Annotated in this window: 18 protein-coding genes and 1 tRNA gene; 15 read left to right on the top strand and 4 right to left on the bottom strand. The window is 59.7% G+C overall.

Annotation, left to right across the window (positions count from 1 at the left end; translation table 11 throughout):
- Positions 1-84: 84 nt before the first annotated feature.
- Together FFS64_RS14670 and FFS64_RS14665 are read left to right on the top strand one after the other, a co-directional pair.
- Positions 85-720 (top strand): NADH:ubiquinone oxidoreductase subunit N, encoded by a 636-nt coding sequence (locus FFS64_RS14670; protein WP_095192438.1) that lies wholly within the window; start codon positions 85-87, stop codon positions 718-720.
- Positions 721-990: 270 nt separating this feature from the next.
- Complete coding sequence (locus tag FFS64_RS14665; protein ID WP_137805967.1) at positions 991-2496, top strand: YdgA family protein; 1506 nt, start codon at positions 991-993, stop codon at positions 2494-2496.
- Between the two features lie 75 nt (positions 2497-2571).
- On the opposite strand, the gene FFS64_RS14660 is transcribed toward FFS64_RS14665, so the two are convergent.
- A complete protein-coding gene (locus FFS64_RS14660) occupies positions 2572-4095 on the bottom strand; it encodes an apoptosis inducing factor family protein (protein ID WP_137805966.1) in 1524 nt (507 codons plus the stop codon).
- Positions 4096-4234: 139 nt separating this feature from the next.
- Here FFS64_RS14660 and FFS64_RS14655 point away from each other — a divergent pair, with 139 nt between their 5' ends.
- The 5 genes from FFS64_RS14655 (at position 4235) to FFS64_RS14635 (ending at position 8147) form a co-directional block, all read left to right on the top strand.
- On the top strand, positions 4235-4798 hold the full coding sequence (locus FFS64_RS14655; RefSeq protein WP_137805965.1) for a YbhB/YbcL family Raf kinase inhibitor-like protein: 564 nt from the start codon (positions 4235-4237) through the stop codon (positions 4796-4798).
- A gap of 87 nt (positions 4799-4885) precedes the next feature.
- Positions 4886-6625 (top strand): VWA domain-containing protein, encoded by a 1740-nt coding sequence (locus FFS64_RS14650; protein ID WP_137805964.1) that lies wholly within the window; start codon positions 4886-4888, stop codon positions 6623-6625.
- Positions 6626-6654: 29 nt separating this feature from the next.
- Positions 6655-7236 carry an RNA polymerase sigma factor gene (locus tag FFS64_RS14645; RefSeq protein WP_171017091.1) on the top strand — a complete coding sequence of 194 codons (582 nt, stop codon included), beginning with the start codon at positions 6655-6657 and terminating at the stop codon, positions 7234-7236.
- Positions 7233-7856 carry a hypothetical protein gene (locus FFS64_RS14640; RefSeq protein WP_137805962.1) on the top strand — a complete coding sequence of 208 codons (624 nt, stop codon included), beginning with the start codon at positions 7233-7235 and terminating at the stop codon, positions 7854-7856. The genes FFS64_RS14645 and FFS64_RS14640 overlap by 4 nt, the downstream gene beginning before the upstream one ends.
- Positions 7857-7937: 81 nt before the next feature.
- Positions 7938-8147 carry a hypothetical protein gene (locus FFS64_RS14635; RefSeq protein ID WP_137805961.1) on the top strand — a complete coding sequence of 70 codons (210 nt, stop codon included), beginning with the start codon at positions 7938-7940 and terminating at the stop codon, positions 8145-8147.
- 81 nt (positions 8148-8228) lie between these two features.
- Here the strand turns inward: FFS64_RS14635 and FFS64_RS14630 are convergent.
- A tRNA-Arg gene (locus FFS64_RS14630) sits at positions 8229-8305 on the bottom strand.
- Positions 8306-8652: 347 nt separating this feature from the next.
- Here FFS64_RS14630 and gabD point away from each other — a divergent pair.
- The 3 genes from gabD to FFS64_RS14615 all read left to right on the top strand — a co-directional run bounded on the left by gabD (position 8653) and on the right by FFS64_RS14615 (position 12907).
- Positions 8653-10095 carry an NADP-dependent succinate-semialdehyde dehydrogenase gene (gene gabD / locus FFS64_RS14625; protein WP_137805960.1) on the top strand — a complete coding sequence of 481 codons (1443 nt, stop codon included), beginning with the start codon at positions 8653-8655 and terminating at the stop codon, positions 10093-10095.
- A gap of 184 nt (positions 10096-10279) precedes the next feature.
- Positions 10280-11557: a 4-aminobutyrate--2-oxoglutarate transaminase gene (gene gabT, locus FFS64_RS14620; protein WP_137805959.1), complete on the top strand. Its 1278-nt coding sequence runs from the start codon at positions 10280-10282 to the stop codon at positions 11555-11557.
- A 135-nt stretch (positions 11558-11692) separates the two neighbouring features.
- Positions 11693-12907, top strand: a complete 1215-nt coding sequence (locus FFS64_RS14615; RefSeq protein ID WP_137805958.1) for a response regulator — start codon at positions 11693-11695, stop codon at positions 12905-12907.
- 126 nt (positions 12908-13033) lie between these two features.
- On the opposite strand, the gene FFS64_RS14605 is transcribed toward FFS64_RS14615, so the two are convergent.
- Together FFS64_RS14605 and desA are read right to left on the bottom strand one after the other, a co-directional pair.
- Positions 13034-14026 carry a sensor domain-containing diguanylate cyclase gene (locus FFS64_RS14605; RefSeq protein WP_137805957.1) on the bottom strand — a complete coding sequence of 331 codons (993 nt, stop codon included), beginning with the start codon at positions 14024-14026 and terminating at the stop codon, positions 13034-13036.
- A 190-nt stretch (positions 14027-14216) separates the two neighbouring features.
- Positions 14217-15398 carry a delta-9 fatty acid desaturase DesA gene (gene desA, locus FFS64_RS14600; RefSeq protein ID WP_095192427.1) on the bottom strand — a complete coding sequence of 394 codons (1182 nt, stop codon included), beginning with the start codon at positions 15396-15398 and terminating at the stop codon, positions 14217-14219.
- A 147-nt stretch (positions 15399-15545) separates the two neighbouring features.
- Here desA and dibA point away from each other — a divergent pair, with 147 nt between their 5' ends.
- From dibA to cysW, 5 genes are all read left to right on the top strand, one after another.
- Positions 15546-17465, top strand: a complete 1920-nt coding sequence (gene dibA / locus FFS64_RS14595) for a phosphodiesterase DibA (protein WP_137805956.1) — start codon at positions 15546-15548, stop codon at positions 17463-17465.
- Positions 17466-17744: 279 nt separating this feature from the next.
- Entirely contained in the window at positions 17745-17927 is a 183-nt protein-coding gene (gene oscA / locus FFS64_RS14590) for a sulfur starvation response protein OscA (RefSeq protein WP_022643503.1), read from the top strand.
- 81 nt (positions 17928-18008) lie between these two features.
- Complete coding sequence (locus FFS64_RS14585) at positions 18009-19022, top strand: sulfate ABC transporter substrate-binding protein (RefSeq protein WP_137805955.1); 1014 nt, start codon at positions 18009-18011, stop codon at positions 19020-19022.
- 69 nt (positions 19023-19091) lie between these two features.
- Positions 19092-19910: a sulfate ABC transporter permease subunit CysT gene (gene cysT, locus FFS64_RS14580; protein ID WP_053160682.1), complete on the top strand. Its 819-nt coding sequence runs from the start codon at positions 19092-19094 to the stop codon at positions 19908-19910.
- A 13-nt stretch (positions 19911-19923) separates the two neighbouring features.
- Positions 19924-20796 (top strand): sulfate ABC transporter permease subunit CysW, encoded by an 873-nt coding sequence (gene cysW / locus FFS64_RS14575; protein WP_137805954.1) that lies wholly within the window; start codon positions 19924-19926, stop codon positions 20794-20796.
- The last annotated feature ends 1 nt before the right edge of the window (position 20797 follow it).

Here is a 20797-nt window from a genome sequence, read left to right as displayed (position 1 = left end):
CTATGCTTTGAAGTGTTGAAAGGGCGTTCGTGAAAACGCCCCTTGCTTCGCACAAGGCTTGCGCAGGTCATGGGGAAACCAATAATGAAAAACCCTTATGCTCTCGGCTTCTGGTGTGCCGTCGTGGCGTTGGTGCTGCTCACGGCGACCTATTTCTACGGCATCATGCTGGCCCACCAGATCGACAAGGCGATGGTATTTCTCGACAGTGCCGCCGCGCTGATCGCCGTGATGTCCATCGCGGTGGTGGCCTGGGCGTCCGTCCAGACCCAGCGGATCAAAAAAAGACAACTCGAGCAAGGCAAGACCCTGGTGCTGATCTGGGACACCAAGGTGGCGCTGCGTCGTGTCGAAACGGTGTTCGATCGCTATTTCTGGGGCAGTTACTGGCAACCGGGGCGCACGTTCCAGGAAGTCATGGGCGAGCTCACTGGCACGCCGCTGGAAAAGAGCCTCGAAACCCTGAAGAAGCAATGCCTGGAGCTGGACAAACAAGTGGCCGACGACGGTCGGCACTGGCTCAACAACGCCCGGGAACTGGCCGATGTCGCGACTGCCATGGCTCGTGAGCGCTATCAACTGGACTTCTGCGATCCGCGTGGGGAAGTGACGGGCGGGGCGGTGATCAATCGGGATTTTGAAGTGCTGGTGTACACCTGGACCGCTCGGCTCAAAACCTTTGATCATCAACTGGATGAGATCGAAGTTCAGTATTCCTGATCTTGTGTTGGCAGGACCGACGCCATCGCTGGCAAGCCAGCTCCCACAGGTTTGGTGTGATCCCTGTGGGAGCTGGCTTGCCAGCGATGGCGATCTCATGAACACCAAATCCATCACCCGCCATGACACTCTTTCACCTTTAATCATTGGGCCGCCCCGCGCGCCTGATGCTAATCTGCTCCCCACTTCAAGCGCAGTCGTGACCGCAACCCCTCATGGGTTCAGGGAAGACGACCACACCTTCAACAACGGACATTGATCGGGTCATTCATGAATAAATCTGCAGGCGTGCTTCTGGGAATCGTTGTCGCCATCGGCGCAATCAGCGTCGGCGGTGCGTGGTACACCGGCACCAAGATCGAAAGTGTACTGAACACCTCCCTGGCGGATGCCAACAAACAATTGCAGGCCGCGCTGGTGGGGCACAAGGGCACGGCGACGGTGGAACTGGTGTCGCTGGAGCGCCACGTATTCAGCAGCACCGCGCATTATCGCCTCAAGGCTGAAGGTGAAATGTTCGGCGAGGCGCCGGTCGAGTTGCTGTTCGTCGATCGCCTCGAACACGGCCCGCTGCCATTCTCGCGCCTGGTCTCGCTGAAGTGGTTGCCGGTCATGGCCACCAGTCATTACACACTTGCAAAAACGCCGCTCACGGAAAAATGGTTCGCCGCCACCAAGGATGCTTCGCCACTCAAAGGCGTGGTCAACATCGGCTATGACAACTCCACCAATGGCACGCTTGAATTGCTGCCGCTGGAAACAGCACTGGATGACAAATCCAGCATGAAGTTCTCCGGCCTGAAAGTTGACCTCGCGGCCAGTGCCCAGGCACAAAAGGTCAAGGCCGACGGCTACATGGACAGCCTGAAGCTGACCACCGTCGCCGAAGACCAGACACCGGTACAGGTGGAGTTGAGTGGCCTGACCCTGGCCAGCAACCTGAGCAAAAGTACTTACGGTTACTACACCGGTGAAAACACCGTCGAGCTAAGCAACAGCCAAACCACCTTTGGCCCGAAACAGTCGGTGCTGGGCTTCAAAAAATTCGAAATGAAGAACCAGACCTCGGAATCGGGGACCAACGCCTCCGGGCGTGCCGATTACAAGATTGGTGAGGTGTCCCTCAACGGCAAGGCTGTCGGTTCTGCGCAGATGGCCCTGAGCCTGAAGAACCTCGACATTCCTTCCACCATGGCGTTGATGCAGATCTACCAGACCAAACTGCAACCGTACGAGGAGGCTGTCGCCGAGGCGACCGAGGCGGGTCAACCGGCACCGGAGCTTCAGCTGACCGAAGCGGAAGAGACGCAGCTCAAGACCCATCTGGAGCAATTGCTCGCGGCCGGTCCGCAGGTAGCTTTGGAGAACCTGTCGTTCAACACCGCCAATGGCGAAAGCCGCGCCAACCTGGTGCTCGACTTGACCAAGCCACAAGCGATCGACCTGCCGGCCGATCAACTGGTCCAGCAGTTGATCGCGTTGCTGGATTTCAATCTGCAAGTGTCCAAGCCGATGATCGTTGACGTGCTCACCGTGCAGTCGCAAATCGACGGTCAGACCGACGCCAAGTTGATCGCCGATCAGGCCAGCGCCACGGCCGACATGTTCAGCAGCATGGCCGTCGGTTCGCAGTTGGCGAAACTGGAAGGCAACAACATCGTCACCAAGCTGCACTACACCAACAATCAGGTGGATTTCAACGGCCAGAAAATGACCCTCGAAGAATTTGTCGGTTTCTTGATGAGCAAGTTTGGTGGCGCTGGCGAAGTTCAGTAAAACCACTGCTTGAATAGAAACGCCCGGCCTTTGCGCAATGCAGACGCCGGGCGTTTTTCTGTCCTGGATCGCGATTTACCCGCGAATCAACCGCCACCCCTCATCCACCGACAGCGGCTGTTTCATCCGCTCGGCGAGCATTGCCATGGTCCGCTCTTCATCGCAGGCCACGGCTGCCGTCACCACGCCGTTCTTGCCGAACAGCCCGATAAAGGGTGGGTTGAACGGATCACCCTTGAATTCGACTTCGTCCCAGGCTTCAGCGTGGCCGAGGTAGTCGTAGTTTTTTCCGAAGTGCCAGGTCCAGAAGTACGGTACGTCGAGGTAATGCTCATCGCCCCCGAGCATGTTCGCGGCGGCGATGCGTGCCTGTTGTTGAGCCAGGCGCCAGTGTTCGATCCGTACAGGCTGCCCGTTGAGCGGGAAGGTGGCGATATCACCAGCCGCCCAAAGTCCATCGATCACGCGCATGCCGCCATCGACGCGCAGCGAGTGGTCCTGTTCCTTCGGCAAATCGGTAAACGACCCGGTCGCCGGGCTCACGCCAATGCCGACCAGCACCAGATCCGCCGGTAACCGTTGGCCATTGTCCAGGTGTACAGCGTCAACCTTGGTCACTCCTTCGATCTGCGTGGCTTCGCCCTCGGTATTAAACACCACGCCATTGGCTTGATGCAGGGCAAGAATTGCCTTGCCGACGGTTTCGCCGAACTGTTTGGCGAATGGCACCGGCTGACGGGCCAGGACGGTGACGTCGAGGCCATGTTGGCGCAGGGACGAAGCAGACTCCATGGCGATGAAGCTGTCACCGATGATGACCGCCTGCTGGCCGGGTTTGGCGCTTTTCAGAATCTGCTGCGCATGGTCCCTTGAGCGTAAAACAAACACTTGCGGCAGGTCGGCGCCGGGCAGTTCCAGTATTTTTGGTGTGCCGCCGGTTGCCAGCAGTGCGGCGTCATAATCGAGCGATTGGCCATCGCTGAGCCGTAGTGTTCGGTGGGTGGAATCCAGGCTCACCACATCCGCATTGATCCGCTCAATGCGTTGCTCTTTATAAAACGCTTCATCGCGCAGGGTTGGGACGTCGTCCGGCGGCGTTTCTCCGGAAATCACGAATTTGCTCAGTACCGTACGGTCGTAACCGGCACTGCTTTCGCGATCTATCAACAGCACCCGGCCGCCGAAGCCTTTTTCCCGCAGCGCCGCTGCCGCCGCCGTGCCTGCAGCGCCAGCGCCGACAATCACAAAGGTCCGCTCGTCGTCGGCCGGCGGCGTGTGGGCATCCACCAACGGCTGATCGCCAACCCAGACTTCGCCGTCACGCACTTCGAGCGGGTAGCGCTTGAGGCTGTCGAGGGCCGGTGGTTCGCACAACCCGCCGTCCTCGATGCGAAACTGCGCCTTGTGCCACGGACAGGTCAGGCGTCCGTTGCAAAGCGCACCCTCGGCCAGCGGCGCTCCGGCATGAGGGCATTCGCCTTGGTAGGCGCGCAATTGGTCGCCGACCTTCAACAGCAGGATTTTGCTGTCTTCGATCTTGACTTCAAGACCGCGATTTTCAGGAATATTGGCCAAACGGGCGACGCGATGCAGGATCATGATCGCTCTCCAGACAAGCGTTTCATTTAAGAGTCTGGCCCCAAACTTGAGGTTCAGCCAAATCCTGGTGCCAAGGCGCGAACGGTCCGGCTATAGTTTGCACGCCGACGACGGCCCCATCCGCTTAAGGTGCTCTGGAATGACCCGATTGACCTCACTGACCCCTTGGTTGGCAGCCGTAGCCGTCGCCCTTTGCGTGCAATTTCCGGCGAAGGCGGCTCAGGAGCGTTTCACCCTGAACATCCCGGGCGTCTCGGATGACCGTTTGTTCACCTCGGCCGCCGCCAGCGATGCTCAGGGCTGCGGCGGGCACAATGTTTCGCCGGCGCTGAACTGGAACGCCGGCCCGGCAGGCACGCTCAGCTATGCCATCGTCATGCATGACCCGGATGGCCAGAAAGGGCAGGGCATCGATCATTGGACTCATTACGGCATCAAGGCCACGACCCATCAGATCCCGGCCGGTGTCGGTGCCAAATCCGCGCTGGAAGGCGTGGACGGGACCAACAGCAAAGGCACCACGGGCTATGTCGGTCCTTGCCCGCCGGTAGGCGACAGCGCGCACCATTACATCATCCAGCTCTACGCCCTGGACCTGGCACCGGATGCTTTACCCACTGGCCTGACCCGTGCGCAGTTCCTGGAGAAAATCAAAGGCCATGTGCTGAGAAACAGCAGCGTGGTGCGGCGTTATCACCGCTGAAAGATTTTTTCGCGCGGGTTAACCCGAACCGTTTGGGCTGTCCGTCTCAGAGGATGAATGGATCAATTTCCTCCTGAGGTCAGCCCCATGCTCCTTTCTCTGCAGTCCCGCCCTCTGCATTTTCTCCGCCCGGCCACCCAGGGTTTTGCCGCCGGGCTGTTGCTGGCGATTGCCGGTTGCGGCGTTTCTTCGAAACCCGAGTCTGCGGTGGTGCCGCCACCGGCAAAGGCAGAACTGAAAACCGAAGCCTTGTTGCAACATGAAACCGTCATGGCTGATGCTGCGGTGGCCAAGCGCAGCGTACGCGCGGCACCCATGGCCGGTTTCGCGCCGATGCCTGCCGGTGAGGCTTATCCACAAGACTCTTATCCACAGGGCTATCGCGACGAGCAGCGCGAGCAATACCAGGCTTTGGCCGACAACCCGATCCACAGCGTCACCGAAGCGCCGGTCTCGACCTTCAGCGCCGACGTCGATACCGGCGCCTACGCCAACGTCCGCCGGCTGCTCAACCAGGGACGCCTGCCACCGGAAGGGGCGGTGCGGCTGGAGGAGATGGTCAATTACTTCCCTTACGACTACGCCTTGCCCACCGATGGTTCGCCTTTCGGCGTCACCACCGAACTGGCGGCGTCACCGTGGAACCCGCATACCCGTTTGCTGCGCATCGGTATCAAGGCGTCGGACCGTGCGGTGGCGCAATTGGCTCCGGCGAACCTGGTATTTCTGGTGGACGTGTCCGGCTCGATGGACCGCCGCGAGGGCTTGCCGCTGGTCAAAAGCACGCTGAAATTGCTGGTCGATCAACTGCGCGAGCAGGATCGAGTGTCGCTGGTGGTTTACGCCGGCGAATCCCGCGTGGTGCTCGAGCCCACTTCCGGACGCGACAAAGTGAAGATTCGTACCGCCATCGACCAATTGACCGCCGGCGGCTCCACCGCCGGGGCTTCGGGCATCGAGCTGGCCTACCAAATGGCGCAACAGGCGTTTATCCCCAAAGGCATCAACCGCGTGCTGCTGGCCACTGACGGTGACTTCAATGTCGGCATCAGCGACTTCAACAGCCTCAAGCAAATGGCTGTGGATAAACGCAAGACCGGCGTATCCCTGACCACCCTCGGTTTTGGTGTGGATAACTACAATGAACACCTGATGGAACAACTGGCTGATGCCGGCGATGGCAACTATGCCTACATCGACAACCTGCGCGAGGCTCGCAAGGTGCTGGTGGATCAACTCGGCTCGACCCTCGCCGTGGTGGCGAAAAACGTGAAGCTGCAAGTGGAATTCAATCCGGCGCAGGTCAGTGAATATCGCCTGCTGGGCTATGAAAACCGCGCGTTGAAGCGTGAGGATTTCAGTAACGACAAAGTCGATGCCGGTGAAATCGGGGCAGGGCATACGGTGACAGCGTTGTACGAAATTGTCCCCACGGGCGAGAAGGGCTGGTTGGAGCCACTGCGCTACGGTAAAGCGAGCGCTGCGGTTTCCGACAAGAACGGGGAATTGGCGATGCTGCGTGTGCGATATCAGCTGCCGGAAGGTGGGAATAGTCGCCTGATCGAGCGCCCCATCACTGATCGCGTGACACCGGCCAGTGACGATCTGCGATTTGCCGCTGCTGTCGCCGCGTTTTCCCAACAACTCAAGGACGGCCGTTACACCGGCGAGTTCAGCCTCAAGGACACCGAAGCGCTGGCCCGTGGTGCCCGGGGCGCCGACCGCTTCGGCCTGCGCAGCGAGTTCGTGCAATTGGTGGAGCTGGCGCAGAGCCTGCGCACCACTACAGCGTCGAATCCAACCGCCACTGACCGACGGATTGAATAGTGAGCCGACTCAAGGGGTTCATCAGCCAGCTGTTCGCACCTGCAGACAGCGTTGAGGCCAGCAGCGACGAATCGCTGCTGGCCCGTTATCGCCAAGGCGACAGCGCGGCGTTCGAGATTCTGTACGCGCGCCATCGTCAGGGGTTATACCGGTTTCTGCTGGGGCTCAGTGGCAGCGCGGAACGGGCCGAGGAGGTGTATCAGGAAACCTGGCTGAGCCTGATCCGCAGCGGCAGTCAGCCACAAGGCCGAGCGACTTTTCGTACCTGGCTGTACCAGATTGCCCGCAACCGCCTGATCGATCACTGGCGCAAGCAGGGTGTTCATCAACCACTGCACGACAGTTACGACGAGCAGATTCACGCGATATCTGACGGCGTATCCGATCCCGAGCAACTGCTGAGCCTGAGCCGCGACAACCAGCGCCTGGAAGCCGCCCTGCAAATGTTGCCCGCCGACCAACGCGAAGTGTTCCTGCTGCGCGCCTACAGCGATCTTGACCTGCCGCAGATCGCCACCCTCACCGAAACACCGCTGGAAACCGTCAAGAGCCGCTTGCGCTACGCCCAGCAAAAACTGCGTCGGCTGCTGGCCGAGGAGGTACTGACATGACTGACGCCCGCCCGACACCGCAAGAACAGGTCGTTGAACACTACCGAAAGCATGGAAGCGGCGAACCACCTGCCCACCTCGATGCTTTCATCCTGGCGGCCGCGCAGCGTGAGACCCCGACACCGAAGCCAAGCCTGTGGCAACGCTGGGTTCGCGCCTGCCAACAACCCCGCTGGCAAGTCGCATTCGCCAGCCTCGTCGGCGTCGCCCTGATGCTGACGCTGGTACAACGCACCCCGGAGCAAGTGCCAAGCTACGACTTCGCACCTGCGCCCGAGGCCTCCGCGCCGGTTGCCAAACAGGAAGCCGAATCAGCACCGCCAGCGACTGTCCGGGCGCTATCCGCCCCGGCGGGCGCGATGCCTGTGCCCGCAGCACCCATGGCCGAATTGGCCGCTCCTGCACAGCGTGAATCCTTCAGCGCCGAAATGGCTGACGAAGCCAAAGCCAGCAAGCGCGCAGCGGCACCGGTGAAGTCACTGGATGAGCAGCTTCTTGAAGTCGTGCGCCTGCAAAAAACCGGACAGACCCAAGCCGCCGACAAACTGCTGGCGGACCTGCACAAACGCTTCCCCAACGAAAACCTCACCACCCGACTCAAGGCCCTGCAAAAAAACTGACCCAACCAACCCCCGGCGATTTGGCATCCGCGCCCGAAAGCGCGCACTATCAAGCCATCGCCGATGGGGTTGGAGGAAGCCGTGGCAAAAAAAATCGACCGCATCGCCCAAATGCTCAACTGCCCGGAAAAGGGCGAAGAACTCCGGCGCGCGATTACCGAGAGCCGTAAGGATTTTCTGCTGAATCAGCCGGATGAGGGTGACGCTGAGGAAGAAGACGTTCTTGAAGAGGACATGTTCGAGGGCGACGAGGATGATGAATACGACGAGTTTGATTGGACGACGGAATGAAAAAAACCGCTTTGGCGGTTTTTTGTGAGGTACAAAAAAGCCCCAGACCCATCAGGCCTGAGGCTTTCTCGTTTCTATCTATGGCGCACCAGGCGGGATTCGAACCCACGACCCCTGCCTTCGGAGGGCAGTACTCTATCCAGCTGAGCTACTGGTGCAAGCGGGCGCCATGATACTCATATGCATGGCGGGCGTCCATGCTGCTGAATCGCTTGCTGTTTTCACAAGCGTAACCTGCGTTTGCTACGTTGATCAGAAAAAACAGGCAAATGCGGCGTTTTCGTTCTTTTTTTCGAACGGCCTATTGTCCTTTACCCCCTTTGATCCTAGGATTCGTTTGAGATTTCAAACGCTCTTGTCTGGGTGCTGAACCGCACGAGTCCAATCCGTGCGCTATTTTGTGCTTCAGCCCGGTGAATGATTTCCCTGACGGCAGCCTATTGAGGCGCCTTTCTACAATCATAATTTGCTCCGCGTACCCGCGGTGCTGTTAAGGAAAGCCGACATGCAGCTTAAAGACACCCAGTTGTTCCGCCAGCAAGCCTTCATCGATGGCGCGTGGGTCGATGCGGACAATGGTCAGACGATCAAGGTCAACAACCCGGCAACGGGCGAAATTCTGGGCACCGTGCCGAAAATGGGCGCTGCCGAAACCCGCCGTGCCATCGAAGCCGCTGACAAGGCGCTGCCGGCCTGGCGTGCATTGACCGCCAAAGAGCGTGCGACCAAGCTGCGTCGCTGGTTCGAGCTGATCATCGAGAACCAGGACGACCTGGCTCGCCTGATGACCTTGGAGCAAGGCAAGCCTTTGGCTGAAGCCAAGGGTGAAATCGTTTACGCCGCTTCCTTCATCGAGTGGTTCGCCGAAGAAGCCAAGCGCATCTACGGTGATGTGATTCCGGGCCACCAGCCAGACAAGCGCCTGATCGTGATCAAGCAGCCGATCGGCGTGACCGCTGCCATCACCCCGTGGAACTTCCCGGCCGCGATGATCACCCGTAAAGCTGGCCCGGCCCTGGCCGCCGGTTGCACCATGGTGCTCAAGCCTGCTTCGCAAACCCCATTCTCGGCGTTCGCCCTGGCTGAACTGGCCCAGCGTGCCGGCATTCCTGCCGGTGTGTTCAGCGTTGTTTCCGGCAGCGCCGGCGACATCGGCAGCGAGCTGACCAGCAACCCGATCGTGCGCAAGCTGTCCTTCACCGGTTCGACCGAAATCGGTCGTCAACTGATGTCGGAATGCGCCAAGGACATCAAGAAAGTGTCTTTGGAACTGGGCGGCAACGCGCCGTTCATCGTGTTCGACGACGCGGACCTGGATAAGGCCGTCGAAGGCGCGATCATTTCCAAATACCGTAACAACGGCCAGACCTGCGTCTGCGCCAACCGCCTGTACATTCAGGACGGTGTCTACGATGCCTTCGCCGAGAAGCTGAAAGTGGCCGTTGCCAAGCTGAAGATCGGCAACGGTCTGGAAGCTGGCACCACCACTGGCCCGCTGATCGACGAAAAAGCCGTGGCCAAGGTGCAAGAGCACATTGCCGACGCCTTGAGCAAAGGCGCGACCGTACTGGCCGGTGGCAAGCCGATGGAAGGCAACTTCTTCGAACCGACCATCCTGACCAACGTGCCGAATAACGCTGCCGTGGCCAAGGAAGAAACCTTCGGTCCATTGGCGCCACTGTTCCGTTTCAAAGACGAAGCCGACGTGATCGCGATGTCCAACGACACCGAGTTCGGTCTGGCCTCGTACTTCTATGCTCGCGACCTGGGTCGCGTGTTCCGTGTGGCTGAAGCCCTGGAATACGGCATGGTCGGCGTCAACACCGGTCTGATCTCCAACGAAGTCGCGCCGTTCGGCGGCATCAAGGCCTCGGGCCTGGGCCGTGAGGGCTCCAAGTACGGCATCGAAGATTACCTGGAAATCAAATACCTCTGCCTGGGCATCTAAGCCCGGAAAAAGGCATCGCTTCAAACGCAAAGGGCACGAGAGCGCTGTCCCTTTGCGTGCTTCAAACGAAATTTTCTCGGTGGCCGGGAACGCTGTGGCAGTCGATCATCGCATGCTGTCGCTGTTGTTCCCCGCCGCTTAATCCTTGAACCACGCCGCCCGATGAGCGGTGAATGAGGAATGTATGAGCAAGACTAACGCTGATTTGATGGCCCGCCGTACCGCTGCTGTTCCACGTGGTGTTGGCCAGATTCACCCGATCTTCGCCGATTCCGCGAAGAACGCTACCGTGACCGACGTTGAAGGTCGCGAGTTCATCGATTTTGCCGGCGGTATCGCCGTGCTGAACACCGGCCACGTGCACCCGAAAGTCATCGCCGCCGTGACCGAGCAGTTGAACAAGCTGACCCACACTTGCTTCCAGGTACTGGCCTACGAACCGTACGTAGAAGTGTGCGAAAAAATCAACGCCAAGGTGCCAGGTGATTTCGCCAAGAAAACCCTGCTGGTGACCACCGGTTCCGAAGCCGTTGAAAACTCCATCAAGATCGCCCGTGCCGCCACTGGCCGTGCCGGTGTGATCGCCTTCACCGGCGCTTACCACGGTCGCACCATGATGACCCTGGGCCTGACCGGTAAAGTCGTGCCTTACTCGGCCGGCATGGGCCTGATGCCAGGCGGCATCTTCCGCGCGCTGTACCCGAACGAACTGCACGGCGTGAGCATCGACGATTCGATCGCCAGCATCGAGCGCATCTTCAAGAACGACGCCGAGCCGAGAGACATCGCTGCGATCATCATTGAGCCGGTTCAGGGCGAAGGTGGTTTCTACGTTGCGCCTAAAGAATTCATGAAGCGTCTGCGCGCCCTGTGCGACCAGCACGGCATCCTGCTGATCGCTGACGAAGTACAGACTGGCGCTGGCCGTACCGGCACCTTCTTCGCCATGGAACAGATGGGCGTTGCCGCCGACCTGACCACTTTCGCCAAATCCATCGCTGGCGGCTTCCCGCTGGCCGGTGTGTGCGGCAAGGCCGAATACATGGACGCCATCGCTCCAGGCGGCCTGGGCGGCACCTATGCAGGTAGCCCGATCGCTTGCGCCGCGGCCCTGGCCGTGATGGAAGTGTTCGAAGAAGAACACCTGCTGGACCGCTGCAAGGCTGTCGGCGAGCGTCTGGTCACTGGCCTGAAAGCCATCCAGGCCAAGTACCCGGTGATCGGCGAAGTCCGTGCCTTGGGCGCGATGATCGCCGTTGAGCTGTTCGAAAATGGCGACAGCCACAAGCCGAACGCTGCAGCGGTAGCGTCCGTGGTGGCCAAGGCTCGCGACAAGGGTCTGATCCTGCTGTCCTGCGGCACCTATGGCAACGTTCTGCGCGTCCTGGTACCGCTGACCTCGCCGGACGAGCAACTGGACAAAGGTCTGGCAATCATCGAAGAGTGCTTCTCCGAGCTCTGATCGCCAGTGTGACCTGATCGACAAAAAACCCGCTTCGGCGGGTTTTTTCATGCCGGTCGTAATACACCCTGCGCATTCGCGCTGTATCGAACGGCCAGCATTCGCTAAGGTTTAGGCATTGTCAGGGAGAGCTGTATGACTGTCGTTAATTTACCCGCCGTTCCCAGAGTGTTGATTGCCGAGGCCGACCCTTGGTCCAGGGATCTGCTCAAGGAAGTGCTGCTGAACGTGCGCTGCGATGCGCGACTGGATTTGTGTGCCGACGGCCAGCAGGCGCTGGAGTGGCTGGCGGCCAATCCTTACGACCTGGTGATCGTCGACTGGGAATTGCCCGGTGTCGATGGTCTGAATGTGTTGCGCAGTGTCCGCCAGCGCAAACGCAATCCGCCGCTGCCTTTCATTCTGATGAGCAGCCGCAATGACAGCGCCAGTGTGCGCGAAGCTTTGCCGCTGGCACCTGCCGCCTATCTGACCAAACCCCTGAACATGGAAAGCCTGACTCATCGCCTGCAGGATTTGCTGCTCGATGCCGGTGAGGAGGTCATCTGCGAGGTGCCATCGCTGGCCCACGGCATGACCTTGTCGGTGTATCTGGAACGACGTCGTGAACTGACGGAAGGTGCGCCGCTGATGACCGACGTGCAGTTGGCGGTCAAACGCAGCCTCAAACCCAACGGCCTCGATCTGTCGAAGCTGGAAGATGAAATCCGTACCGATCCCCAGGTCACCGCCGTACTGATCGCCGCCGCCAACAGCGCCGCCCAGCACCATGGCGCCGCGGTGCAAACCCTGTCCCAGGCGTTGCACCGACTGGGCACCGGTCAGAGCATGAACCTGATTCTTGGCCTGGCCCTCAAGCGCAGTGCGCGGCTCAGTGATCCGTACCTGGCGGACTATGCCGAGCGCTATTGGGACCTGTCGCTGCACACTGCCGAATACGCGCGCACCCTGGCGCGCTTGCTGGATCTGGATCAGGCGCGCTGCTATTGCGCCGGCATGCTGCATCGCCTTGGCGACCTGGCGTTGTTACGTTGCCTGCAGGAATGGAAGCAGGCCGGTGGCGAGCTGGACGATCAGGAGGAGGTGGGCGAAGCGCTGGCCGAATTCGGCGCGGCCTACGGTTCGGCGTTGCGCACCCGCTGGCGCTTGCCGTTGGAGTTGCGACAGCTGATTGCAGCGGCCTACCAGCTCGGTGGCGGGGTTTACTCCCGTGAAGCGCTGGTGATGAACATGGCAGCGCAACTGGCGCGCCTGACCGAGCATGAGGGCATCGAGGCGCTGGCTAAAAGCCGGACGGCGCGGCTGCTCAAGATCGGGTTGCCGGAGTTGATACGGATGCGCAAAAAATAGGTTTCACGCTAATCCCTGTGGGAGCGGGCTTGCCCGCGATAGCGGACTATCGGCCAACATCGACGCCAAATGTGATGGTCTCATCGCGGGCAAGCCCGCTCCCACAGGAGATGTGTGTTTAGCCTGTCAACCGGTGACGATCCGATTCTTCCCATCGCGCTTGGCCTGATACATCGCCGCATCCGCCCGGGCAAACAGGCTTTCGATATTTTCATCCTCGGCCGTGAGGCTGGTCAGCCCTTGGCTGACGGTGATGCCGAATGTCTGGCCGTCATGGTCGAAGCTCAAACGCTGAATCTCCCGTTGCAGCCGTTCGGCCACTTGCAGGGCCATGTCCGGTGTGCAACCGGGGAACACGGCCGCGAATTCTTCGCCACCAATGCGCCCGAACAGATCGCCACGACGCAATGCCGCGCGGCCGCTGTCGGCGATGCGTTGCAGCACGTTGTCACCTTCCTGGTGACCGTAGGTGTCGTTGATCACTTTGAAGTCATCGATGTCCAGCATCAGGAACGACAGCGGTGTGCCTCGTTGCCGCGCCAGTTCGAATTCCTCGTGCGCGCCTTCGAAGAAGTGTCGGCGGTTGCTGCTCTGGGTCAGGGCATCGGTGGTGGCCAGGCGTTGCAGCTCGGTTTCCATCAGCTTCTTGTCGGTGATGTCTTCGGCGATGCCGACAATGATCACCGGCTGACCGGGCTCGGCTTGACGGTTGATAAAGCATTTGTCGCTGAGCCAGCGGACCTGGCCGTCGGCGTCGATGATCCGGTACTCGCGGTCTTCGACGGCGCCTTTTTCCAGCACGTCCGTCAGGCTGCGCTCGGCGTATTCCAGGTCGTCGGGATAGATGGCGTCGCGCCATTGGTTGGAGTCGGCCAGCAGTAGATCGGCAGAGCGGCCGAAGATCCGTTCATATGCAGGGCTGACATACAGCACCTGACGGGTTTCCCAATTGAATGCCCAGAGCACTGCGTTGACGCTCACCAGTAGGGTGCTGAGCAACTGTTCGCGTTCGCTCAGGCGCGCCACTTCACCTTGGGCGTGCATCAGCGCCAATAGGGTTTGCGCAGTCTCGGGCCACTGCGGTGGAGATGGGTTGTCTTTCAGGTTTTTATTGACCATCGGCACAAATCTCAAAGGGCGTGCCGCAGGTTCGACAGCGGCCAACACGAAGCCCGCCTGGATGGCGAAGTGTCTTTGAGAGGGGCGATTTGAGGTGAAGTTCCCGCTTTCTGTGGCGAGGGAGCTTGCTCCCGCCGGGCGGTCGTCAATCAATGTGGGAGCGAGCAGGCTCGCACACAGTTTTGTAGTGTCAGGCAGCAGGGCGCAGGGAATAGGTTTTGAGCTGATCGGCGAAGTCGCGCAGGGATTGAATCCCGCTGGCTTCGGCTTCGTGTACCCAATCCTTGATGGCGGCCAGCATGTCATGACCATTTGAACTGGTCTTGACCCAGATCTGCTGCAAGGCCAGGCGTTTTTCGTAAATTACCTTCAGTGCCTGGCTGTGCTCGAGCATGTTCTGGATGCGTACGTGGTGTTTGTCATCCAGCAGGCTGGTTTCCCGCGACAGCAGGCGTTTGGCGCGACGGAACTGGTGGCGGACCGAATGATCGACCTTGGCCAGCTCTTGCTTGACCAGCGGGCCGATCACTAATTTGCGGTACTGGGCCATGATCTGGAAGCGGTTGTTGAGGATGGCCATGGCAGTGTCCATGTCCAGGTTGCCCTTGCCTTCGACACGGTGGGCAATCGGCGCGACGCGCTGAACCTTGGCCAGGCGCAGGAAGCTGAACACTTGAATCCAGGCCCAGCCCAGATCGAATTCCCACTTCTTCACCGACAGTTTGGCCGAGTTAGGGTAGGTGTGATGGTTGTTGTGCAGTTCTTCACCGCCGATCAGGATGCCCCAGGGCACCAGATTGGTCGCCGCATCGCGGCACTCGAAGTTGCGGTAGCCGATGGCATGGCCCAGGCCGTTGACTACGCCTGCGGCCCAGACCGGAATCCACATCATCTGGATGGCCCAGATGGTGATACCGATGGTACCGAACAGCAGCAGGTCGATGACGCCCATGATCGCCACGCCCAGCAGCGGGTAGCGGCTGTAGAGGTTGCGCTCGATCCAGTCTTCGGGGCAATTCTTGCCGTAGATGCGCAGGGTCTCGGGGTTTTCCGCTTCGGCGCGGTACAGCTCGGCACCTTTGCGCAAGACCGTGGACAAGCCCTTGATAACGGGGCTGTGCGGGTCATCGACGGTTTCGCATTTGGCGTGATGCTTGCGGTGAATGGCCGTCCACTCGCGGGTGTTCTGCGCCGTGGTCAGCCACAGCCAGAAGCGAAAGAAATGTTTCAGGCCGGCATTCAGCTCCAAAGAGCGGTGGGCTGAATAGCGGTGCAGATAGACCGTGACGGCGACGATCGTCACGTGGGTCATCAGTAAGGTGACTGCCACCAGTGACCAGGGCGACAAGCCGAGAAAACCTTCGTACCACATAGCCTGTAGGGCCCTCGATAAAGAAAAAAACAGCCGTTGCATTATCACCAAGCCCACAGAGAAAACCAGTCGCCCTTTCAGATAAGAGTGGCTGGATGTGTCTTTAACCTATAATCCCGGTTTTTTTGTAGGGACATGGACGGTCTTATGTCTGCCAGCTATCGCGATGCCTTGCGCGCAGCGCTGCTTTACCTGTTGCTTTCTGTGGTCTGGCTACCGCTTGGTGGCTACTTATTGAACAGTTTCTTCGATAGCTCGGCTGAGCTGTTGCGGTGGCAACTGATCAACGGTTATGTGTGGGTGGCGATCAGCGCCGGGTTGATCTTCGTTGCCCGGGCGCGACTGTTGCGTTGCCTGGGTGGCGGTGCCCAATTGCGCGAACGGAGCGAAGACCGTGAGCGTTTGCGGCAAGCGGCTGCCGTATTTGATTGCACCCGCGAAGGCGTGCTGGTCACCAACTGTGACGGATTGATCGTGCATGTTAACCGCGCTTTCATGGAAATCACCGGCTATCAAACTGGAGAGGTCATGGGGCAGCGACCCAGCCTGTTCAAGTCTGGCCGTCACCCGGCAGATTTCTACCAGGCGATGTTCGCGTCGCTCGACAGCACCGGTGAGTGGAGCGGTGAGATCTGGAACCGCCGCAAAAGCGGCGAAATCTATCCGCAATGGCAAACCATCCGCGTCATTCATGATGAAATGGGCCAGCGCAGCCACTACGTGGCAGTGTTTTCCGACATCAGCGCGATCAAAAACTCCGAACACGAACTGATGCACCTGGCGCACCACGATCCGTTGACGGACTTGCCCAACCGCCTGCTGTTCACCGACCGTGCCGAGCAGGCTTTGGCGTCGGCGCAGATCCACAAGCGCGGTTGCGCATTGCTGCTGATCGATCTGGATCACTTCAAGATGATCAACGACAGTCTCGGGCACACCATCGGTGACCAGTTGCTCAAAGCGGTGGCTGAGCGCTTGAAGGCCATGTTCGGAGCCGGCATTACCCTGGCTCGACTGGGAGGCGACGAGTTCGCCGTGCTGGCCGAAAGCTGCCCGCAGTTGGTGCAGGCGGCGGCGCTGGCCCAGCGAATCATTGATGGCCTCAAGGAGCCGTTCCCGATCGATGGGCATCCGCTGTTTATCAACGCCAGCATCGGTATCAGCCTGTTCCCCAGCGATGCCTTGAGCGCCGAACAATTGTTGCGCAATGCCGATTCGGCGCTGTTCAAGGCCAAAAGCGCTGGCCGCAATGGCTATGCACTCTATACCGAAGAGTTGACCGTCCATGCCCGGCAGCGGGTCGAGACTGCCTTCGAATTGCGCCGTGCGCTGGATCAGCAGCAATTGCGCGTTTATTACCAACCGGTTCACGACCTTCAGTCCGGTCGGTTGATCGGCGTCGAAGCGCTGGTGCGCTGGGAACATCCACAACGCGGTTTGGTGTCGCCGGCAGAATTCATTCCCGTCGCCGAGCGAACCGGTCTGATCGCCGACATCGACGCCTGGGTGATGCAGCAGGCCTGCCGGCAAATGTGCCTTTGGCAGCAGGCAGGCGTGGTGTTGTCGTTTGTCGCGGTGAATGTTTCCTCGCGCCTGTTCGCCTGCCGCGAGCTGTACCAGCAAGTGGCGCAAGTGCTGCACGAAACCGGGCTGGACCCGGCCTGCCTGGAGTTGGAAGTCACGGAAAGCGCGGTGATGGAGGACCCGGAAGTCGCGCTGGAGCAAATGCATCGCCTGCGTGAGTTGGGAGTGCGGCTGGCCATCGACGATTTCGGCACGGGCTATTCATCACTGCTACGGCTCAAGCGCTTGCCGGTGCAGAAGCTCAAGATCGATCAGGGTTTTGTCGCCGGGTTGCCGTGGGACGAAGACGACGCCGCCATCGTGCGGGTGATCATCGCCCTGGCGCAGAGCATGGGAATGCAGGTGCATGCGGAGGGGATCGAGCAGCTTGAGCAGGCGGCGTTCCTGCTCGAACACGGCAGTGATCTGGGGCAGGGGTACTGGTTTGGGCGGCCAGTGCCGGCCGGGCAACTGGATTGGCTGCATGCGCCGGTGATCGGTTAGCAACCGGCAAACCCTGTGGGAGCGAGCCTGCTCGCGAAAGCGGTCTGTCAGCCAATATCAATGCTGGATGTCAGTCCCTCTTCGCGAGCAGGCTCGCTCCCACGGGGATTTGCAGCGTGACCCCCCCCGCAAACCCTTGCCCCATCAAATAATGTCTTATGGTTATATAAACATTCTTAAATAGTCTTTTTAAGAATATCTGTGCCTCTCTACTATTGGTTCCACGCCGCAAGCAGTGCCGCCACTGCCAGGCAACCTCTCAGTCGAAGGAGCAGCACCATGAGCGCATCTCTACGTAGCGTTGACGGCCAGGACGAAGCAACCATTCTGCGTGAAATCCAGAGCGCCCTGCGCGACCTGCGTTTCGGCGCTGTGGAAATCACTGTCCACAACGCTCAGGTGGTTCAGATCGAACGCAAGGAAAAATTCCGCTTGCAGCAGCCGGGCAACAAACCGAGCTGAAGCGAAACCGCGTGACCGGCACCCCAATTCCAGCACCTCCATAAGAAAAGCCAACACTCAAGAATTCCAGGAGCTTTCACCATGTCGTCGATTCGCCATTTCGCTTTGGCCGCCCTGGCCAGTGCCCTGTTTGCCGGTACCGCGGTTGCCAAGGATTACGAGCTGCTCAACGTGTCATACGACCCGACTCGTGAGCTGTACCAGGATTACAACGCTGAATTCGTCAATTTCTGGAAGAAAAGCAATCCCGGCGACACCGTGAAAATCCAGCAATCCCACGGTGGTTCGGGCAAGCAGGGTCGCGCGGTGATCGATGGCCTGCGTGCCGACGTGGTGACCTTGGCCCTGGCCGGTGATATCGACGAAATCGCCAAGCTCGGCAAGTCGCTGCCGGCCGATTGGCAAAAACGTTTGCCGGAAGCGAGCACGCCTTACACCTCGACCATCGTGTTCCTGGTGCGCAAGGGCAACCCTAAAGGCATCAAGGACTGGGGCGATCTGGTCAAGAACGACGTCTCGGTGATCACCCCGAACCCGAAAACCTCCGGCGGGGCACGCTGGAACTTCCTCGCAGCGTGGGCCTATGGCCTCAAAGCCAACGGCGGTGACGAAGCCAAGGCCAAGGAATACGTGCAAACCCTGTTCAAGCACGTGCCTGTGCTGGACACCGGCGCTCGCGGTTCGACCATCACCTTCGTCAACAACGGTCAGGGCGACGTGTTGCTGGCCTGGGAAAACGAAGCGTTCCTGGCGCTGAAAGAAGATGGCGGCGCCGACAAGTTCGACATCGTCGTGCCTTCGCTGTCGATCCTCGCCGAACCACCGGTGGCCGTGGTCGACAAGAACGCCGAGAAAAAGGGCAACACCGAGATCGCCGAAGCGTACCTCAAGCACCTGTACAGCCCGGCGGGCCAGGAAATCGCGGCGAAAAACTTCTATCGTCCACGTGACAAGGATGTCGCCGCCAAATACGCCCAGCAGTTCCCGAAACTGGATCTGGTGACCATCGATAAAGACTTCGGCGGCTGGAAAACCGCGCAGCCGAAATTCTTTAACGACGGCGGCGTATTCGACCAGATCTACCAGGCGCAGTAATCTTAAATAGCCATCCATGAGCCTCGAATTTTTATTCGAGGCTTTGTGCGTTCTCAACCAAGGACTTTTATGTCGCGTCGTATCTCCCCCGTCATACCCGGCTTCGGGCTGACGCTGGGCTACACCTTGGTGTACCTCAGCCTGATTGTGCTCATACCACTGGCGGCGATGTTCGTGCATGCCGCTCAACTCACCTGGGATCAGTTCTGGGCAATCATCTCGGCGCCACGGGTGCTGGCGGCGTTGAAACTGAGCTTCGGCACCGCGCTGTATGCCGCGATCATCAACGGCATCATCGGCACGCTGCTCGCCTGGGTGCTGGTGCGCTATACCTTCCCTGGACGCAAAGTCATCGATGCAATGATCGACTTGCCCTTCGCATTGCCTACTGCCGTGGCCGGTATCGCGCTGACCGCGCTGTATACCCCCACCGGTCTGGTCGGTCAGTTTGCAGCGGACCTGGGTTTCAAGATCGCCTACACCCCCCTGGGCATCACCCTTGCGCTCACTTTTGTGACACTTCCATTCGTAGTACGTACCGTACAGCCAGTATTGGCTGATATTCCACGGGAAGTGGAAGAAGCGGCGGCGTGCCTGGGTGCGAAACCCTTGCAGGTTTTCCGCCATATCCTTGTGCCGGCGCTGTTGCCAGCCTGGTTGACGGGTTTTGCCTTGGCCTTTGCCCGCGGGGTCGGCGAGTACGGTTCGGTGATTTTCATCGCCGGCAACATGCCGATGAAAACCGAGATCCTGCCGCTGCTGATCATGGTCAAGCTCGACCAGTACGATTACACCGGCGCTACCTCCATTGGTGTATTGATGCTGGTGGTTTCTTTCATCCTGTTGCTGCTGATCAACTTGCTGCAGCGGCGCATCGAAACCCCATAAGGAGGCGCAGAACATGTCCCAATCGTCTATTGCTGCCGCTTCCTCGGCCAATGCTGCCCGCCGTGGCAGCGCCACATCGCGACGCATCCTGATCAGTCTTGGCTGGCTGATTTTTGCGCTGTTCCTGTTGCTGCCGCTTTTTATCGTGGTGTCCCAGGGTTTGAAGAATGGCCTGGGCGCGTTTTTCACCGCGATCTTCGAGCCCGATGCACTGTCGGCCCTGAAGCTCACGTTGATTGCGGTGCTGATCTCGGTGCCGCTGAACCTGGTGTTCGGCGTCAGTGCCGCGTGGTGCGTGAGTAAATACTCGTTCCGCGGCAAGAGCATGCTGGTGACCCTGATCGACCTGCCGTTCTCGGTATCGCCGGTGATCGCCGGTCTGGTCTACGTGTTGATGTTTGGTGCCCAGGGCCTGTTCGGGCCGTGGTTGCAGGATCACGACATCCAGATCGTCTTCGCCTTGCCGGGCATCGTGCTGGCGACGATCTTCGTTACCGTGCCGTTCGTGGCGCGGGAGCTGATCCCGCTGATGCAGGAACAGGGCACTCAGGAAGAAGAGGCCGCGCGTCTGCTGGGGGCCAATGGCTGGCAGATGTTCTGGCATGTCACCGTGCCCAACATCAAATGGGGCCTGATCTACGGCGTGGTGTTGTGCACCGCGCGGGCCATGGGTGAGTTCGGTGCGGTATCGGTGGTTTCCGGGCACATTCGCGGGGTGACCAACACCTTGCCGTTGCACGTCGAGATCCTCTACAACGAATACAACCACGTGGCCGCGTTCGCCGTGGCGAGCCTGTTGCTGATCCTGGCGCTCTTCATCCTGCTGCTCAAGCAGTGGAGCGAAAACCGTATTAACCGCCTGCGCGCCAGCGCCGCGGAGGAATGAT

The sequence above is a fragment of the Pseudomonas sp. G(2018) genome, from assembly GCF_005502415.1.
Taxonomy (GTDB): domain Bacteria; phylum Pseudomonadota; class Gammaproteobacteria; order Pseudomonadales; family Pseudomonadaceae; genus Aquipseudomonas.
Note: the sequence above shows the minus strand (reverse complement) of the source record. Positions and strands in the feature narration are given on the sequence as shown.

Excerpts from the sequence above, each read along its gene's own strand:
- FFS64_RS14670 (WP_095192438.1), top strand. The coding sequence starts at position 85 with ATGAAAAACCCTTATGCTCTCGGCTTCTGGTGTGCCGTCGTGGCGTTG.
- FFS64_RS14665 (WP_137805967.1), top strand. The coding sequence starts at position 991 with ATGAATAAATCTGCAGGCGTGCTTCTGGGAATCGTTGTCGCCATCGGC.
- FFS64_RS14660 (WP_137805966.1), bottom strand. The coding sequence starts at position 4,095 with ATGATCCTGCATCGCGTCGCCCGTTTGGCCAATATTCCTGAAAATCGC.
- FFS64_RS14655 (WP_137805965.1), top strand. The coding sequence starts at position 4,235 with ATGACCCGATTGACCTCACTGACCCCTTGGTTGGCAGCCGTAGCCGTC.
- FFS64_RS14650 (WP_137805964.1), top strand. The coding sequence starts at position 4,886 with ATGCTCCTTTCTCTGCAGTCCCGCCCTCTGCATTTTCTCCGCCCGGCC.
- FFS64_RS14640 (WP_137805962.1), top strand. The coding sequence starts at position 7,233 with ATGACTGACGCCCGCCCGACACCGCAAGAACAGGTCGTTGAACACTAC.
- gabD (WP_137805960.1), top strand. The coding sequence starts at position 8,653 with ATGCAGCTTAAAGACACCCAGTTGTTCCGCCAGCAAGCCTTCATCGAT.
- gabT (WP_137805959.1), top strand. The coding sequence starts at position 10,280 with ATGAGCAAGACTAACGCTGATTTGATGGCCCGCCGTACCGCTGCTGTT.
- FFS64_RS14615 (WP_137805958.1), top strand. The coding sequence starts at position 11,693 with ATGACTGTCGTTAATTTACCCGCCGTTCCCAGAGTGTTGATTGCCGAG.
- FFS64_RS14605 (WP_137805957.1), bottom strand. The coding sequence starts at position 14,026 with ATGGTCAATAAAAACCTGAAAGACAACCCATCTCCACCGCAGTGGCCC.
- desA (WP_095192427.1), bottom strand. The coding sequence starts at position 15,398 with ATGTGGTACGAAGGTTTTCTCGGCTTGTCGCCCTGGTCACTGGTGGCA.
- dibA (WP_137805956.1), top strand. The coding sequence starts at position 15,546 with ATGTCTGCCAGCTATCGCGATGCCTTGCGCGCAGCGCTGCTTTACCTG.
- oscA (WP_022643503.1), top strand. The coding sequence starts at position 17,745 with ATGAGCGCATCTCTACGTAGCGTTGACGGCCAGGACGAAGCAACCATT.
- FFS64_RS14585 (WP_137805955.1), top strand. The coding sequence starts at position 18,009 with ATGTCGTCGATTCGCCATTTCGCTTTGGCCGCCCTGGCCAGTGCCCTG.
- cysT (WP_053160682.1), top strand. The coding sequence starts at position 19,092 with ATGTCGCGTCGTATCTCCCCCGTCATACCCGGCTTCGGGCTGACGCTG.
- cysW (WP_137805954.1), top strand. The coding sequence starts at position 19,924 with ATGTCCCAATCGTCTATTGCTGCCGCTTCCTCGGCCAATGCTGCCCGC.